We start from the raw sequence: 15,727 nt of genomic DNA, 5'->3' as shown, positions 1-15,727 counted from the left end.
CGGCACCCAACCAACCAGCCCCCCACCCCCTCCGAGTAGGACCCGCCGGAGGCAAGAAAGAAGGTACGACCGGCTTCTGCGACCGAAGTTTGAGGTGTCCGCGGAGCCGTGCTTACGGTGCGCGCGATGAACACGTATTCGGTTGGGATGGAGAACGGGTGAGCACTTCGACGGCGTCGGTGAGCGCGGCGGAACTGCGGCGGCGGGTTCGTGCGATCGAGGAGATCCAGTCGCGGACAAGGGAGTTGGCGGCGGCCAGCGCCCTGGCCACGCGGGAGGCCGCGGTGGCGGCGGCGAAGACGAAGGAGGACGCCGAGGTCGCGGCGCGGGAAGCTGCTGCGGCGGTCCTCCGACTGTTCAACAACGACGCCGAGTTGGTCGCGCAGCTGCTCGGCGTCACGGCGGAGGAGCTGGAGCGCGAGGCGAAGCCTGTTACCGCCGCTCGCGCGAAGGAGGTGATCGAGGAGCTGCGTGCCCGCGCCGAGCGCCCCCGCCCGGTCCGCCGCGCCAGGAAGACCGGCGCCGCTGCCGCTGCACCGTCTGCTTCTGCCCCGACCACCGCGCCGGCCGGCGGCCTGGCCGATGCCGGCTGAGAACGGCTCCGGGCTCGGGCTCTTCCCGCTTGCTGCGGTGAAGGTGTCCGGGCGCGCTCCCGTTGACGAGCAGCTCTCGTTGCTCGGCGAACCGACGCCCGTACGGATAGCTGCGGTTGAGTGGGCGGCGTGGTTGGCCGACGAGTCGGTCCGGGCCCGGTACTGGGCGAAGGTGCACCGGAACCCGTCCACCGGGTGCTGGTTCTTCACCGGCGGGATCTCCAGCACCGGGCACGCAACCTTCCGGGCCACCTCGCGGCCCGGCCGAACGCGACGGGGGACGGTGCCGGGACACCTGTACGGGTACCAGCTCGCGCACGGCGTCATCCCGCGGCTGGGATGGGGCACCGACCTGACTGTCTGCCACACCTGCGATGCCCACTCCTGTCAGCAGCCGGCGCACCTGCGGCTGGGCACGGCGGCGGAGAACCGGGCCGAGTGGGTGGCCCGGCGGCGCGACCCGGGTAGTCCGCTCGCGGACCTCCGCGGCCCCGCTGGACGATCTCGCGCCATCGGCGCCGCCATCCGCGCCGGCCTGGCCCGCGACGAGACCGAAGATGAGATCGCGGCACGGGTGCATACCACAATCGCGGAAGGCCGCCCGCTGAGCCTCTGGTGACGACCGGGCCCGCCTCGCGCACCGGACGGACGATGTCACAGCGTTGCGTTACGGTCGGTGGAGCAGTTCTGAGGGCGTGACCACCGTCCCCGGGCCCCGCGGGATGCGGGTCCAGGGCGCTAGCCGGTCTCCACCGCCCGTGCGCCAGCGGGCCGCTGCTGCGGATGGGATACACCTGCCGCAGCCCGGCCAAGCCCGGTGCGGGCGGGGTGCCGTGTCCGGCAGCGCGGGATGTGTGGCGGGTTCCGTGGCGCCTCCCGCCGGCGGTCGGGCGGCTTTCGGGGCCGCGTCCTGCGGGCGGTCCGGTGGTCCGCAGCCCTGCCCCCCCCCGACGACGGACACGGCCCTGCCGGTGAGGCAGGTAGCCAACGCAGTGGGGGGTGTGCCCTCGTTGCTGGACGGGGTACGGATCTTCCCTCCCACCAGGGCATGACCGAATCCGGCCACCGGTGATCACTTTCGATCTTTCCCCGCGAACGACCGCGCCAGGCTGATGGGATGACGATCCGTCTACGCCCGCGACCGAGGAGATCCACCGTGATCGATGCCGCTCTGCTCGCCATCATCAAGGCCCTCGAACCAATCATCATCCCCCTGATCACGAGCAACCGTGACGTGAAACACGACATCAAGCCTCTCACCTGACCCGTCCCGACGATCCAGCACCCGGCGAGCGGTTCCAGCACCGTCGCCGCCCGGAGTCCGCCATGCGTATCGCCGCCCTGGTCCGGGGGTTCGCCTCGACATTCCTGAGGCCCCGGCCCCCGAGGACCGAGAGGGCCGAACCCCTCGCCCGTACGCAGATCCTCGCGCTCCTGGACGACCTGCCCGTCAGCGAGTGGCGCTACGACTGGGACCCCGACACCCTGCACATCGGCCCCATGGCCCAGGACTGGCGGGCCGCCTTCGGCTACGGCCGCCGCGAGACCACCATCGACGTCGTCGACGGCCAGGGCGTCCTGATCGCCGCCGTCCAGGAACTCTCCCGACGCCTGCACCACCTCGAAAGACAACAGGCCGCACAACCAGCCTGCCGCTGCACGCACACCACCGAACCCGAACCCGGAAAGAGGACTCCATGACCCTGACCGACGCCATCATCGCCCTGATCTACGCCCTCGGCCCCGTGATCGCCCCGCTCTGACCGCGCCCGCCCGAGCCCTGTGAGAAGGACCCGCCCATGACCGCCATCCGCCGCGCCGCGACAGCGGCCACCGCACTCCCCGCGTCTGTACTTTCCGCGTCCGCGTTCGCTCTGCTCGGGTCCGTGACCCTGGTGACGTTCGGGACCTCCGTACGCGAGATCTTCAGCCTCACCATCGGCATCGGCGCCTGAACCGGCGCCCTGCCAGGCCGGCCGCGCCTTGCGGTGAACCGGCCGTACCCGCCGTCCGGGAACGGCCGGTTCACCGCTTGCCAGCCCGCGTACCTGACCGCCACGCTCCGAAACGATCGCACCCCCTACAGAAGGGGGTGCAGCGTCGGGCGGGGGTGGCGGCATGAGGGTGCGCGGGAGCGGCCGGTTCGGACGGGTGGTGGCGTCGGCGCTGGGAGCGGTGCTGGTGACGGCCGGGCTGGTCGGCGGCGGGGCGGGGCGGGCGTCCGCGATCGTGGGCGGGTCGGATGCCCCGGCGGGTGCGTATCCGTATCAGGTGTTGCTCCAGTCCCGGGTTTCCGGCGGTTGGCTGCCCGGGTGCGGCGGGTCGGTCATCGGCGAGCGGTGGGTGCTGACCGCGGCCCACTGCCTGGAGAATGCCAGGGCCGACCGGATGCGGGTGGTGGTCGGGTCGAACACCATCGATCCGGCGGGCACGGCCTACGGGGTGCAGGAGGTGATCCGGCACGAGAACTACAAGGGCAACGCCGCCGGCGTCCCGAACGACATCGGCCTGCTGAAGCTGAGCACGCCGATCGTCTACACCCCGCTGGTCCAGCCGATCGCTCTCCCGGACCCGCCCGCGTACCCCGGCGGGAGCGCGACGGTGACCGGCTGGGGCCAGCTCAGCAGCGACGGCCCGTGGCCGAACGCCCTCCAGCAGGCCACCGTCACCACCCTGACCCTCGGCGAGTGCCAACTGCGCTGGTACGGCCAGAACATCACCACCGGCCACGTCTGCACCTTCGACAAAGCCACCGGCCTGGCCCCCTGCGAAGGCGACAGCGGCAGCCCGCTCGCCCAGAACGGCCGGCTGCTCGGCATCGTCAGCTGGGGCCACTCCGTGTGCAACAGCCGGTTCCCCGCCGTCTACACCAACGTCGCCGCCCACCACACCTGGATCACCAGCAAGACCGGCATCTGACTTAACCACCTGGCCCGGCCCGTGGCACCACCACGGGCCGGGCCAGGTGCAAGGATGACGCGGTGGACTTGACCCTCACTCTGCGGCTTCGTGACCTCCTCGCCACCTACAAAGGTCTGCGCGACGGCCCTGGCCTGACCCCCCAGAAGCGGGGGCAGGCGTTCAACACACTGATCGCCAACGTCCTCAAGGCGTGGGGACACGAGGCCCGGCCCAGCGTGATCGGGGTCCGCGGCAGGGACGAGACGGACGTCTTCTTCACGATCGGCCACAACTACATCCTTGAGGCGAAGTGGGAGGCCGACCCCCTCAGCGCGGACCCTCTGACCAAGCTCTCTGAGCGGCTCTCCACCCGCCCTCCGGGTACCCGCGCCATCGTCCTGTCCGCCACCGGCTTCAACTCGAACGCGCTGGAGTGGATCAACCGCCACAACGAGCTGCTCCTGATGGACAACTCCCACATCGAGGCCGCCCTGTGCGGGCTGCTCGACCCGAAGGAACTGCTGCACCGGCTGTACGGCGAGACCGCCGCTTCCGGCAACCGGCTGGTCCCCCTGGCCGACATCGTCGTCCCCCGGCACGCCGAACCGGACGTTCCCGCGCTTACGCGGGCAGCCGAGACGCCGCCGCCCTGGCCGATCGTCAAGACCAGCGCCGAAGATGTCGACGCCAGCGTGGAGTTCACCGGAGTCTGGCAGTCCGATCAGCACCCGAGCGGAATCAGTGCCGTTCCCGGCAACCGGCTCCTGATCACGACCAACGCTGGCGTCGTTGAACTCCACACCACGACCAGCAAGACCAAATGGGCCCTGGCTCTGCCAGGCACCGAAGACCGGGCCGTCGGCGGCATCGACGGCTCGGTGACCGTGCTGTGCCGCGGCGCGCTCGTACGCTGGCACCCCAAGACCCGCGACCTTCAGCTCGTGGCCGGCGGCTTCGGCGGCTACGCAACCCTGGAAGCTGGGCGGGACGGCACCCTGTGGGTCTACAACCAGGTCGGGGGATTGTTCGGCGGATCGGTCACCATCAGCCGTATCGGCGAACGGCCGGGCGACGAGACCCGCCACGATGTCCCTTTCCCCAACGGCATGCGGGCCGTCCACCTCGCCGATGAGCGGCACTTCCTCAGCGGCGCCGGGCACAGCACCCCTGTCGACGTCAGCAAGAACCCGTCCGCCGACAAGGAGGACTGGATCACCTCCGCCCTTCCCGACCCTCGCGCGGCCACCGGCCCGGACGAACACACCATCATCGCGGCCAGCACCTACGGCTCTCTCGACGGAAGCCTCCAACGCCTCAACCTCCGGAACGCGCCAGCCTGGACAGAACTCCTGACCTTCACCGCCAACCGGGCCACCGACCTCACAGTGAAGCGCACCAGCGCCGCTCGGGCCGAGGGCTGGCTGCTCGCCGACGCCTCCGGTAACACCCAGAAGCCCACGCCGGTCCTGGTCAAGCTCAGCCTTCCGACCACGAGCCCGAGCTGACCGAACAGCCGGCTGATCACTCTCAGCACTGGCTCGCCCTGCTCCACCACCGGCGGCGACGGCTGGACCTCGTCAACCTGCTGCCATGTGGTGCCGTGCGAGAGGACAGGTACCGCGGCCTCGCACGGCGCTGCCGCGTATGCCGCAGTCCGCGGCTCCGGCCGCTACTCCTCAGCGACGACAGCGGGCGCGCTGTCCTCCAAGCGCTGGCGGATGAGGTCGTACTTCTCGGGCCCCCACTCGGGTGAGGCGGCCAGTTCGGCGTCCACCCAAGCCTCTATGTTCTTGCCCAGTTCCTCATCGTACGTGTCCACGCGACTACCCCCTGACAACACCCCAGGTCAGGACTACCTGGTTGTGTTAAGTCATTGGCACCAGTGGTCAGCAGGCTAAGTGGCACGACGAATAGCCCACCGAGAGAAGGATGGGAACGTCGCGCCGCTTGGCCTCTTGCATCGCCTCCTCTCCCCATGGCCACCAATCCACCGGATTGGAGGCGTGCTGGAGGAGATAGGGCGACTGGGAGTCTGCCAGTCGGTTCATACCAGCATCGTCGCATGCTCTGGGGCGGCCGGCCCAGAGCATGCCAACCGCAACAGCAGGAGCGTCGACGAAGGGGCAAAGAGCCCTTCTCGATCCGGGCTCTTCCTCCGCTGTTCCAGCCAGGCCCACCGGGGTGCCCAGCTCTCCCAGCACTCCCGCACCTCCCGATGCACACTGGCCACAGCACACTCCAGGCCAGAGCGCCCCGACTGTACTGCCTTGCGCGGAGGCTACGGCTGGATTCGACCCGAGGACCACGCGCAGGCGAGCCACGCCTTGTTCGTCGTCTTCGCAGGTTCGTTCATCCGGGCGGCAGCTTGTACGACGGCGCCTCCCCTACCGCCGGGCGCAATCGCACAGAGGTAGACACCATTCGCGCAGGTACGCCCTGACGTTTGGCCACTTCGATCTTCAACGATAACGCGAGCAGGGCCGCGGTCAGCAATTCGGTCAGTGGACACCCCGTGCGTCATGCCCGATCGCCCACTCGCCCACGAGAACGCCCCATCTTACTGTCTTACGTCACAAGCATATGACGCACTGCCTTCAGCCCCTCAAGGCAAGTCCGTGGCGTGAATTCGTCAGCATGCGTCCGCGCGAGCCCCCAGCAACGTCATTTGAGGTCGCGCTTCAAAGCTGTCGATCAACTGGAAGCGAATCACTAACCCACGACCACCCCCTCCGCTTCAGCCCCAGAGATAAAGTTACAGTAACACCATTGACCGCAAGGTTTAACGTCGCCCCCATTTGGATAAGCTGCGGACCATCGCCAGAGAGGACGTAAATGATTGCAGCAATCGTGACATCTGGAACTGGTATCGCAATTGCAATCATGGCGCACTGGTTGAATCATCGAGGTGAAGTTCGCAAATCCCTCAGAAATGAAAGAATCAACTGGGTCAGCAATCAGCTGGAATACCTCTACGGTCCGCTTCTCATTTTGGCAGAGACCAACGAACTGGCATGGAAAGAATACCGAAGAATATACTTCCCGCTCAATCCGGAAGATTTTCCAGAGGGTCCACTGCCAGAGACGGTGTCGACGCGATGGCGTGTGTGGGTTGAGACGGTCTTTGCTCCAAGGGCCCAGCAGATAAGGGAAATCGTCACCGCGCGGGGAGATCTTATTATCGAAAGGGAGATGCCGGCAGTGGTTCTTGAATTCTGCGCCCATGCAGCAACCTACGATGCTCTATTGGCGGACTGGGACACCGCTGCCGTTAACGATTCCACGCCGATCCGTCACCCAGGAAGCAGTTTCCTTTCGTACGTGCGCGAGTCGTACATCACCCTTAAAATCGAGCAAGAGGAACTTTTGAGATGATCCGACCGCAATGAACACACAGATGCTCAACGGCGAATGAGCACAGAGGAGAAATCCTTGTGAAGGTCTTTCTAAGTTGGTCCGGAGAGCGCTCCAGGCAAGTTGCCGAGGCTCTCAAACGCTGGCTTCCTGATGTCATCCAAGAGATTGATCCTTGGGTCTCAAGTCAAGACATCGCCAAAGGAGGGAAAGGAATCGATGAGATTACCCATGAACTTGCCGCAACAGATTTCGGAATTATCTGCGTCACCCCGGAGAATGAAGCATCGAAGTGGATTAATTTCGAGGCAGGCTCACTCGCCAAGAAATTCGAAATTGCACACGTCGCCCCTTTTCTTATTGATATGAAAATTGCAGACCTAGCCGGCCCCCTGTCCAAGTTTCAGGCAACCGCAGGAGAAAGTCGGGACGACGTCCGAAAGCTGATTGGCGATATGAACAAGACATCCGCAGGACGCATGGTGGCGGAAGATCGCCTAGAACGGGCATTCACGCGGAGTTGGCCCGAACTGAAAAGGGCCCTCCAAGAAGCTCGGACAACATCACCACCAGAAGGTGCACGACATTCAATCGAACGGTCTGAGGCAGAGATGCTTGAAGAGATTCTCATGCTGGTTCGAAAACAAGAATATCGTGGGACTAGCCTAGAAGGAAAGGTCAATCAAGCCGAGGAAAAACTGTCACGCAGCCGGCGCATCAGCGAAGACGAGTTCATCTCATCATCGTTCGCGAAGGTTGGATGGCAGGTGATCGAGTCCTCGTGGGGAAATGCCGAGGTAATCGTTACGGCATGGCACCCGGAAGACGGTAGCGTATTCTTGTCGCGCGATTTCATTGAACGCATAGCCAAGTCTCTGGGCAGGTCCGTGGTCGTGATGAATGCGTCAGGAAACGCGTTAATCCGCAGTGGAGTCGACTTCCCCTAGCATGCGAAACTTCAATTCACCGGTCAAACTTCTCCTCCACAGGAGTCGGCATTTTTTCTGTTTTCTTGAAACGCAGGTTCTCAACCTTCTCTTCCTTGACCCAGGCATTCCATGCTTTAATGTAAATAGCTACTTGCTCACGCATGTTATACCGCCGCTTGGCGCCCCTCCTCTTCACATGAGGGACCTTGGTCAGAGCGAGCCGTGGATCTCCAATCTCAAGGTTTGCACCTGAGGTCAGTCCCTCGACCCAGCTATCTGCCTTCACTGCGGGGGCTGCCTCCGTCGTGACAAAATATCCTACCGCCACCCCAGTTTGACTCGCAAATACATGCTTGGAAATTTCGCGGCCCATCGCCACAGCCTCTCGATACATGGCGCTGTCTCCGCTTTGTGCCGCAAGAATCCGGCCATTCGCGATTCGAGCTCCACTGCCGCTCCACGAGGAGTCCGGAATGTTCTTGAACAGAAGAACGTGACGAATGGTGGAGTAAAGCACGGGAAGATACTTCTCACCAGTGGAATAGAGCGTGTCCACACCACTTCGGCGCTTCCCTGTATCAAGGACAGGGAACGCAGTTCTCGGAAGTCCTTCGAAAACATACATCCACACTGGATCACCAGCCTTGATAATGGCATTCAAGCGGTGCTGGCCGTCAAGAAGATACCCCGTATCAAGAGGTCCATCGAGCGCAATTCCCTGATGCGTTAACTGCCATTCCTTGCGGATAATTGAATCAGCCAAAAAATCTACTTGCCCCCAATCCAAGCGGCGATTGACCACTGTTCGGGACAGTAGAGTCTCCGCCATTTTCGGAGTGACTTGGACGAGACGCGGCGTGGGCGCATCCTGAGGAAGCCCGCTGTCGATGACCATCTCAAAAATATACCGACATCGATAAAGCAACGCCATCAGGGAGTTGAACTGATCAATTTCGAACGTTTATATTCAAATAGGTAACATCACGATCGAGTTCGCCACAACAGAGGAACTCCAGAGTCGACATATACCCACTGAGCCAAATCTGTCATCTTTTATCTTGATAATTACATTTCGCAATAGTTTGAGAGTCGAAAATTTGATTCAATCCTGCCGGGCGGCGCCGGCTAGACGAAAGGATGTCGTCTCCCCAGTAGGCACCTCGCCCCAGGCCGGGGAAGCTCACCGGGTTGAAGGCGATCTGGCCGTCGACCAACTCACTGCGAAGCGGTGAAGCTCTCGCATGTAATAGAGGTTGTCGTACACTCTGAACATGAAGCAGAGCAGAGCAGGGACCACCGAGAACATCTCCGTGTCCATGCCCGCCGAGCTGGTCATCGAGCTCCGCTCTCGAGCCGGCCGCCGGGGGCTGTCCAGCTACATCACTGAGGCTGTCAGGCATCAGCTGGCCATGGACGGGCTCGCCGAGATCGTCGCGGCTCACGAAGACGAGCACGGCGCGCTCACAGAGCAGGAAATCGAAGCCGCTCGCCGCGAGTTGTTCGGAGAAGAGCTCGCCAGTGATGCAGAGCGGGGCGCTGCGTGAAGGAGCAGCCGGCCCGGTCGCTGGTGCTCGACTCCGAGGCTCTCTCCCTGCTGCTGCGTAACGACCGCAAGATGGCGGCTCGCATCGAGGCATCCCGGCAGGTCGGAGTTACCGTGCTCGTGTCCGTGCTGACCATCGTCGAAGCCGTGCACGGGAAGACCGATCTGCCACGCTTGAAGTGGGTGCTCTCCAGGCTGCGGGTGGAACCAGTCAGTCGCGAGGACTCCCTAACCGCAGTGGAGCTGCTTCAGGATGCAGGCGGACTGCACGGACACAAGTACGCGATCGACGCCCTCGTCGCCGCACTCGCGCTCCGCGTCCCGGCCCCCGTGATCGTGCTGACTTCCGACCGCGACGATTGGTCAAAACTCTGCGGGAGCCACGTAGTCATCAGAGAGGTGTGAGCACTGGTTGACTACTGGGTTCGCGCGTTCCACTGCCACCAGCGACATGCAGAGTAACCAATCGACAGCAGAACGGGTACGTCGCGCCGGCCACCAGTCGACCGGATTGTCAGTATGCTGAAGCAGATACGGCGAGGTCACACCAGCCAGCCGGTTCGTACGAGCCAGCCGCTCACAGCGCCGGGAGCGGCGGACCGGAGCGGCACGTGTCGACCGACGTCCGCAGAGGCCGGCGAAGCGGCGCGTGGAGATCATCGAGGCTCAGTGCCCCGTCTCCGCCGAGGGCGGCCGGACCGCCCGGCCCCAGGGCGGTCAGCCGCCGCTCCCCGTTGCCCAGGTCGTACGGGAGGGGCCGGAGTCCGAGCAGCGCGTCGACGGAGTCCATGGCAACGAGCACGTTCACGTGCAGGATGTCGTGACCGGTGAGCCCGCCCGGCCGATCGCACCCCGTGACGCGCACGACGCAGCGGTTGCCGTCCGCGCCGGCGAGGTGGATCAGATCCGCGGGAGCGGGTCCCGTCATGAGGATGCTCGCCCTCGGCGTCGACGGGGCCGCCCGGCCCGGCGGTCCCGGTGTCAGGCCTCGGTGGTCGCGGCCATGCGCGCGAGCGTCTCGCGGACGCCCTTGAAGGACTCGGACCACAGGATCAGGTCGTCCAGGAGCTCGTGGAGGGTGGGCTCCTGGTGCTCGCCGGGGGTGATCTCGCCGGGCCGGGTGGGGTCGACGATGGCGAGTCGGTGAAGACGTTCAGGGCGACCTGGCTGCTGACCGTCGCCACCCGCAGCTCGGCCAGGATGCCGCGCAGGTGCTCGACCGCGCGGGTGGCGCCGTGGGCGCCGTGGCCGACGAACCCGGCCGCCTTGTGGGCCCACTCGGCGTGCAGGTAGTCGATGGCGTTCTTCAGCGGGCCGGGAACGGAGGCGTTGTACTCGGGGGTGACGAAGACGAAGCCGTCGAACCCGGCGATCGTGTCCGACCAGGTCCTGGTGTGCTCGTGGCGGTAGACGCCGAAGGCCGCGGGGGCGGGCTCGTCGAGGTGGGGGAGGCCAAAACGGCCGAGGGCCACCGGCACGGTCGCGAGGAGCGCGAGGACGACGGCGCCGGAGCGCCCTTCACGTCCTCGACCCGCAGGTGAGAGACGACGGCGCCGACGAAGAGCACCACGCCGATCGCGGCGGCGATGCCCGGCGGCCGGTGTCCGATGCCGATCAGCGGTGCGGGCGCCGGCACCGCCGGGTGCGGGTCGGGACCGACGCGGGCGAGCAGTTCGGCGCGGCGACGGCCCGCTGTCGTGGGACCGGCGGGGGCCGATCGTGAGCCCGGGCCGCGGTGGAAGTAGGTCACGAGGGGTACGGAACATGAGTGCGAGAATCTGGTACGGACCGCGAGGAGGGGGATTTCGTGGGGGACGAGGGTCGGTTGCATGTCAGTGCGGAACTGGCGGGGGTGCTGGAGCGGATCGACGCAATCGGCGGCGCGCTCGACGAACGGGCCGCAGCCGCCGAGGAGTTGGGAAGGCTGCCGGAGGACACGGCGCGGGCGCTGCTCGACGCGGGGATCGTACGGGCCGAGCTCCCGCTGAGCCTCGGCGGGTACGAGTTCGCGCCGCGACAGCTGATCGAGACGGCGGAGCGGGTCAGCTACCACGACGCCGCGGCCGGCTGGACCATGATGGCGCTACAGATGGTGACCGGGACCACCGCGGCGTACCTCACCGCGGATGCGGCGGCCGAACTGTTCCCTGACGTGCCGAACGGGACGTACGCGCTGGTGGCCGGGCACGGCACGCGCCCCGGCCGGGCCGTGCCCGTGGAGGGCGGCTACCGGGTCACCGGTCAGTGGCAGTTCGCCTCCGGGATGGCGCACGCCACCCACATCCACAGCGGGATCCAGGTCGAGGGCACCGGTGAGCAGTTGGTTCTCGCGATGCCGAAGTCGCAGGTCACCCTGGACGGCAACTGGGACGTGCTCGGGCTGCGTGCGACGCACAGCGTCGACTACCACTGCACCGACGTGTACGTACCGCGGGAGCACACGTACGTCGCGACCACGAACACCCCGGTCAACGGCGGCGCCCTCTACCGCCTCGGCCTGGTCAACCTGGCGGCGATCGGGCACACGGGGTGGACCCTCGGCGTCGGCCGGCGGCTCCTGGACGAGATGAAACGGGTGGCCGCAGCGCGGCGCGGTTCGCGGGGCGCCGCGGTCGACACCTCCCAGTTCCACGCGGAGTACGCGACGGCCGAAGCGAAGCTGCGGGCCGCTCGGGCCTGGGCGAACGACGTGTGGCAGGACGTCGAACACACCCTGGACAGAGGCGAGTTGCCGAGTTCGGAGCAGGACACCCTGATCCGTCTCGCGCTCAATCACACGACCTCGACCGTGTCCGAGGTGGGCCACACCGTGCACCGCTGGGCCGGCTCGGCGGCGATTCGCCGCGGCCCGCTCGACCGATTCCTGCGCGACCTGGGCACGGGCGCGCAGCACATCACGTCCAACCCGGTCGTGCTCCAGGGCTGCGGCGAGTGGCTGAGCGGCGGACGGCCGGACGCCCGGTGGAGTTTCCTCGACCTGGTCTGACCGGAGACCGGCCGGGTCGGGCGTTCCCGTTCTCCGTGGACCAACGGCGCCGCCTCGCGCCACCTCACCGTCGGTCGCGTCCGAGGGCCGTGAGCGTGCCTCACGGCTCCCGCCGGCCGAGGATCGACTCGTCGAACGCGATCTTCGTCCATGCCCTCGTGTTGAGGTCCTGCTTCCAGGCGCGGCGCTGGAGCCCGTCGGTCGCGAGGGTGCGGAAGTCCTTCCCGCCGATCCGGAACTCCGTCTCCTTCACCTCGCCGTCCTTGGCCCACACGATCTCCGGGACCCATCGGCAGTCGCAGGCGCGGGTCTCCACGGTGACGCCGATGCTGAGGCCCTTCCCTTCGACGAGTTCCTGCGGCAGCCCCTTGCCCTCGAACCTCACGGTCGCGAAGTCGGCTCCGCCGTCGAGGTCGGCACGGGCCTTCAGCGTCGTGGGGTTCTCTCCGCAGCCGCCGACCTGCAGTCCCACCAACGTCGCCACGTCGGCGGCCGGAGCCGCCTTCCGTTCGAGGACCTTGATGCGCAGTTCCTTGATCTGCAAGGGCCTGTCGTCGACGGGTTGGATGTCGATGGTGAAGCGCGTGCGGCCGGGGTCGCCCGCCGTTTCGTCGTTGATCACCTCGGGGTCGGGGGAGCCGTCCTCCCGCGCGGGGACCGTACCGAGGTCCCCGGGGGCCCGATTCACCACCCATGCCTCCCACGGGCACAGGTAGACGTCGCGGAAGTACTGCATGCCCTCGCTCTCCGCCTCGGACTGGCCCGCCCGTTCGCCTTCCGCCGATGAAGACCGTGCACCCGGCGCGGGGGAGGCCACCCGGGACGGGGACGGCGACGACGCACCGGGTGGGGTGGTGACCACGCTCCTCGGCGAGTGGCTCCCGGACACGTAAAGGGGCGGATTCTCCTCCTCGAACTGCTTGCCGATCCAGGAGAAGGCGCCGACGATCCCCAGGCCGATGACCAGGACGACGACGGGTGCCGGGCTCGGGTGACTCGTCAGACGCAGCCGGCGTCAGCTCCGCTTGTTGCCCCGTCGCGAGTTCGGGAGGCGTGCCGCCCGGGCGGTGCTCGGAGGGGTCCGGTGTCGACTGGCATGAGGTCTCCCGGAGCAGATGGAGCGGTTCCGGGGAACATCCCCGCCGAGCGCCTCGGGCACCTCGTCGACGAGGTACGAACCTTCCTACGGGATTGCTCGGCACGGGATCCTGCTCGTGTCGGAGGGACGGGGCGGAGGCGCGTTCGGACGGCGAGGTTCCGTAGCCGTCGGTCGCAGCTTGGTCACCGATTGTCGGATCGGTAGACGCGCGTGCGGGAACCCTGAAGGGTAGGTGCCAGAAGGCGTCGGTGGGATGCCACCGCGCATGGACCCACGAGGGGGAACCAGTGGGGGCAGAGCCGAACGACGCACGTCCCGAGCCGGTCGACCGGTCGACCGGCGGCGGCGCATTAGACGAAGGCCCCACGGGCCCGACCGGGTCGAGCGGACCCGCAGAGGAGCAGACCTCGGGAGCACCGGAACAGCCGCCCGCCGCCACCGCGCCCGCACCCGCGCCCGGCTTCGGCCCGCCGCCCGGCCCACCACCCGGTCAACCGGCCCCGCCGCCCGACGCACCACCCGGTCCGCCGCCCAACCAGCCGCCGCCGGGCCCGCCACCCGCCGCCGGACCACCCGCCGCCGCCGAGCCGCCCGCCGGCCCCGCACCCACCGCGCCCCCCACCACGAGCGGCGCAGCCCCCTGGACCGCACCGCCACCCCCCACCGCACCACCCGCCCACGGCACCGCCGTGCCCGGCCATGACGGCCCGCCAGCCGGCCACGGCGGCCCGCCACTCGGCTACGGCGGCCCGCCGCCCGGGTACGGGCCCCCGCCCCCCGCCGCACCGCCCTCCGCCGCCCCCCACGGCGCGGCGAACCCCGCACAGGCCGCGGCGACCGGCCTCCTGAACCTCTCCGGCCTGGGCCTCGGTTACGTCCTCCTGCGCAACTGGGTCGGCGCCGCGCTCTGCTGGATCGCCACCGCAGCCCTCCTGGTGGCCGCGCTCCCCGCCGACGTCGACGGCGTGCCCGTCGGACTCCTCGTCGGGTACGGCGTCTTCCTGCTCGCCGCAGCCGCCGACGGCGCCCGCCGCGGCCTGCGCGCGACCCTCCCCGTCGGCGAACCGTTCCGGCGCCTCGCGCTCCCGCTCGCACTGGTGTTGCTCGCGGTGCCCGCCGGCGGTTCGCTGGCGTACGGCTCGGCCCGCGACGAGGCGCGGGAACAGGCGCTGCTCGACCGCCTCGCCGCCGCCGACACGCTCGTGAAGTCCGCCGACGGCCTGGCCTTCGACAAGGCGGAGCCGATCTACCGCAGGGCCCTCGGCGAGTACCAGGACCTCGGCACGGAGCACCGGGGCTCACGGGCGGGCAAGCTCGTCCCCGAGCGGCTGGACACGTACTACGCGCAGATCTCGGTCCCGTACGGGAAGAAGGCGTACTGCGACGCCGTCGCACCGCTCACGTACCTGAGGGGGCTGCCCCGGACCGTCGACGAGGACCTCCTCGGCACCCGGCCCGCCAAGACCGACGACCCGTTGGCGCACTCCCTCTACGAGTGCGGGATCGCCGCGCTCGGTGTGGAGACGGTGACGCCGTCCGCCAGTGACAGCCTGAACGCGCTGTACGACACCTTCCCGGAGTCCGAGCACGCGGCCAAGGTCGGGCCGGCCGTGCGCACGGCGATCGACGCCCGCACGACCGCGCTCTCCGGTGACGCCCCGTGCAGCGCCACGAGCCAGCTGCGCACCCTGCGCTCCTCCCTCGCCCTGCTGACGGACCCCGCCGTCGGGAAGGTCGCGAAGGAGGCGTCGTCGGCCGTCCAGAAGGGCGTGTTCGCCTGCGGCACCTGGCAGTTCAAGGGCAAGGACTTCAGCGACGCCGTCACGACGATGACCCAGTACGCCAAGGACTACCCGACCAGCGCGCGGGCCGACCACGCCCGGTCGATCGCCATCGCGGCCGAGATCGCCGACGAGTCACCCGGAGCCGGGAAGAAGCTGCCCCCGGCCAAGCCGGCCGGCGGCTCCCGCATGGTGCTGGTCATCAGCAACGACGGCCCCGGCTCGGTCGAGGTGCTGTACACCGGGCCGGTCACCGGGCGGGCCACCCTGAAGTCGTGCGCGAACTGCACCAAGTACTCGGAGCTGTTCCTCCCGCGCGGCCAGAAGGTCAAGGCGTGCAAGGGCCCGTCCTCGAAGTACCCGAAGGCGACGCTGCTGCTGCCCGCGGGCAACTACCACTTCCTCCAGAAGCGGGCCGCCACGGGCACCTCGACGTTCGGGGACACCAAGTCGAGCAAGCAGAAGATCGAACCGGGCTACAGCTACACCCACTGCCTGTACGTGACCTCGCTGTTCTGAACCGCACCGGCCGCGGGGCCGCCCC

General features: G+C 67.4%; 18 protein-coding genes and 2 pseudogenes. 13 read left to right on the top strand and 7 right to left on the bottom strand.

Going from position 1 to position 15,727, the window contains the following annotated elements:
- The first annotated feature begins 158 nt into the window (after positions 1-158).
- From ACFWIA_RS07825 to ACFWIA_RS07800, 6 genes are all read left to right on the top strand, one after another.
- Complete coding sequence (locus ACFWIA_RS07825; protein WP_387001462.1) at positions 159-593, top strand: hypothetical protein; 435 nt, start codon at positions 159-161, stop codon at positions 591-593.
- Positions 583-1,212 (top strand): hypothetical protein, encoded by a 630-nt coding sequence (locus ACFWIA_RS07820; RefSeq protein WP_387001459.1) that lies wholly within the window; start codon positions 583-585, stop codon positions 1,210-1,212. Before ACFWIA_RS07825 ends, ACFWIA_RS07820 begins: the two co-directional genes overlap by 11 nt.
- Positions 1,213-1,919: 707 nt before the next feature.
- Positions 1,920-2,294 carry a hypothetical protein gene (locus tag ACFWIA_RS07815; RefSeq protein ID WP_387001457.1) on the top strand — a complete coding sequence of 125 codons (375 nt, stop codon included), beginning with the start codon at positions 1,920-1,922 and terminating at the stop codon, positions 2,292-2,294.
- 98 nt (positions 2,295-2,392) lie between these two features.
- Positions 2,393-2,548 (top strand): hypothetical protein, encoded by a 156-nt coding sequence (locus ACFWIA_RS07810; RefSeq protein ID WP_387001455.1) that lies wholly within the window; start codon positions 2,393-2,395, stop codon positions 2,546-2,548.
- Between the two features lie 163 nt (positions 2,549-2,711).
- A complete protein-coding gene (locus ACFWIA_RS07805; RefSeq protein ID WP_387001453.1) occupies positions 2,712-3,512 on the top strand; it encodes a serine protease in 801 nt (266 codons plus the stop codon).
- A gap of 62 nt (positions 3,513-3,574) precedes the next feature.
- The gene (locus ACFWIA_RS07800; protein WP_387001451.1) at positions 3,575-4,999 is read left to right on the top strand and encodes a restriction endonuclease; all 1,425 of its coding nucleotides are present in this window, start codon (positions 3,575-3,577) and stop codon (positions 4,997-4,999) included.
- 164 nt (positions 5,000-5,163) lie between these two features.
- On the opposite strand, the gene ACFWIA_RS07795 is transcribed toward ACFWIA_RS07800, so the two are convergent.
- Both ACFWIA_RS07795 and ACFWIA_RS07790 read right to left on the bottom strand, forming a co-directional pair.
- The gene (locus ACFWIA_RS07795; protein WP_387001450.1) at positions 5,164-5,313 is read right to left on the bottom strand and encodes a hypothetical protein; all 150 of its coding nucleotides are present in this window, start codon (positions 5,311-5,313) and stop codon (positions 5,164-5,166) included.
- Positions 5,314-5,392: 79 nt separating this feature from the next.
- A pseudogene (locus tag ACFWIA_RS07790) lies at positions 5,393-5,542 on the bottom strand (DUF255 domain-containing protein); the annotation flags it as partial.
- Between the two features lie 784 nt (positions 5,543-6,326).
- On the opposite strand from ACFWIA_RS07790, the gene ACFWIA_RS07785 reads away from it, so the two are divergent.
- On the top strand, positions 6,327-6,866 hold the full coding sequence (locus tag ACFWIA_RS07785) for a hypothetical protein (RefSeq protein ID WP_387001449.1): 540 nt from the start codon (positions 6,327-6,329) through the stop codon (positions 6,864-6,866).
- A 59-nt stretch (positions 6,867-6,925) separates the two neighbouring features.
- A complete protein-coding gene (locus tag ACFWIA_RS07780) occupies positions 6,926-7,792 on the top strand; it encodes a TIR domain-containing protein (RefSeq protein ID WP_387001447.1) in 867 nt (288 codons plus the stop codon).
- Positions 7,793-7,808: 16 nt separating this feature from the next.
- Here ACFWIA_RS07780 and ACFWIA_RS07775 read toward each other — a convergent pair whose 3' ends face one another.
- Positions 7,809-8,669 carry a hypothetical protein gene (locus ACFWIA_RS07775; protein WP_387001445.1) on the bottom strand — a complete coding sequence of 287 codons (861 nt, stop codon included), beginning with the start codon at positions 8,667-8,669 and terminating at the stop codon, positions 7,809-7,811.
- 376 nt (positions 8,670-9,045) lie between these two features.
- Between ACFWIA_RS07775 and ACFWIA_RS07770 the strand changes: the two genes are divergently transcribed.
- Positions 9,046-9,318: a hypothetical protein gene (locus tag ACFWIA_RS07770; protein ID WP_387001443.1), complete on the top strand. Its 273-nt coding sequence runs from the start codon at positions 9,046-9,048 to the stop codon at positions 9,316-9,318.
- Positions 9,315-9,722 (top strand): PIN domain-containing protein, encoded by a 408-nt coding sequence (locus ACFWIA_RS07765; protein WP_387001442.1) that lies wholly within the window; start codon positions 9,315-9,317, stop codon positions 9,720-9,722. The genes ACFWIA_RS07770 and ACFWIA_RS07765 overlap by 4 nt, the downstream gene beginning before the upstream one ends.
- 38 nt (positions 9,723-9,760) lie before the next feature.
- Here ACFWIA_RS07765 and ACFWIA_RS07760 read toward each other — a convergent pair.
- The 3 genes and pseudogenes from ACFWIA_RS07760 to ACFWIA_RS07750 all read right to left on the bottom strand — a co-directional run.
- A pseudogene (locus ACFWIA_RS07760) lies at positions 9,761-9,890 on the bottom strand (DUF255 domain-containing protein); the annotation flags it as partial.
- Positions 9,891-9,894: 4 nt separating this feature from the next.
- Positions 9,895-10,245: a DUF5959 family protein gene (locus ACFWIA_RS07755; protein ID WP_387001440.1), complete on the bottom strand. Its 351-nt coding sequence runs from the start codon at positions 10,243-10,245 to the stop codon at positions 9,895-9,897.
- Positions 10,246-10,369: 124 nt separating this feature from the next.
- Positions 10,370-10,795 carry an NADPH-dependent FMN reductase gene (locus tag ACFWIA_RS07750; protein WP_387001438.1) on the bottom strand — a complete coding sequence of 142 codons (426 nt, stop codon included), beginning with the start codon at positions 10,793-10,795 and terminating at the stop codon, positions 10,370-10,372.
- Between the two features lie 329 nt (positions 10,796-11,124).
- Here ACFWIA_RS07750 and ACFWIA_RS07745 point away from each other — a divergent pair, with 329 nt between their 5' ends.
- The gene (locus ACFWIA_RS07745; RefSeq protein ID WP_387001436.1) at positions 11,125-12,303 is read left to right on the top strand and encodes an acyl-CoA dehydrogenase; all 1,179 of its coding nucleotides are present in this window, start codon (positions 11,125-11,127) and stop codon (positions 12,301-12,303) included.
- 100 nt (positions 12,304-12,403) lie between these two features.
- Here the strand turns inward: ACFWIA_RS07745 and ACFWIA_RS07740 are convergent, their stop codons facing one another.
- Complete coding sequence (locus tag ACFWIA_RS07740; protein WP_387001434.1) at positions 12,404-13,039, bottom strand: hypothetical protein; 636 nt, start codon at positions 13,037-13,039, stop codon at positions 12,404-12,406.
- On the opposite strand from ACFWIA_RS07740, the gene ACFWIA_RS07735 reads away from it, so the two are divergent.
- Positions 13,038-13,196, top strand: coding sequence for a hypothetical protein (locus ACFWIA_RS07735; protein ID WP_387001432.1), 159 nt, complete (start codon positions 13,038-13,040; stop codon positions 13,194-13,196). The two genes, ACFWIA_RS07740 and ACFWIA_RS07735, sit on opposite strands and share 2 nt — an antisense overlap.
- 895 nt (positions 13,197-14,091) lie before the next feature.
- On the top strand, positions 14,092-15,702 hold the full coding sequence (locus ACFWIA_RS07730) for a hypothetical protein (RefSeq protein ID WP_387001430.1): 1,611 nt from the start codon (positions 14,092-14,094) through the stop codon (positions 15,700-15,702).
- Positions 15,703-15,727: the final 25 nt, after the last annotated feature.

The organism is Streptomyces sp. NPDC127068, from assembly GCF_042724695.1.
In the GTDB taxonomy this organism is placed as follows: Bacteria; Actinomycetota; Actinomycetes; order Streptomycetales; family Streptomycetaceae; genus Streptomyces.
The sequence above is the reverse complement of the archived record's forward strand: the minus strand, read 5'-3'. Positions and strand labels throughout refer to the sequence as shown.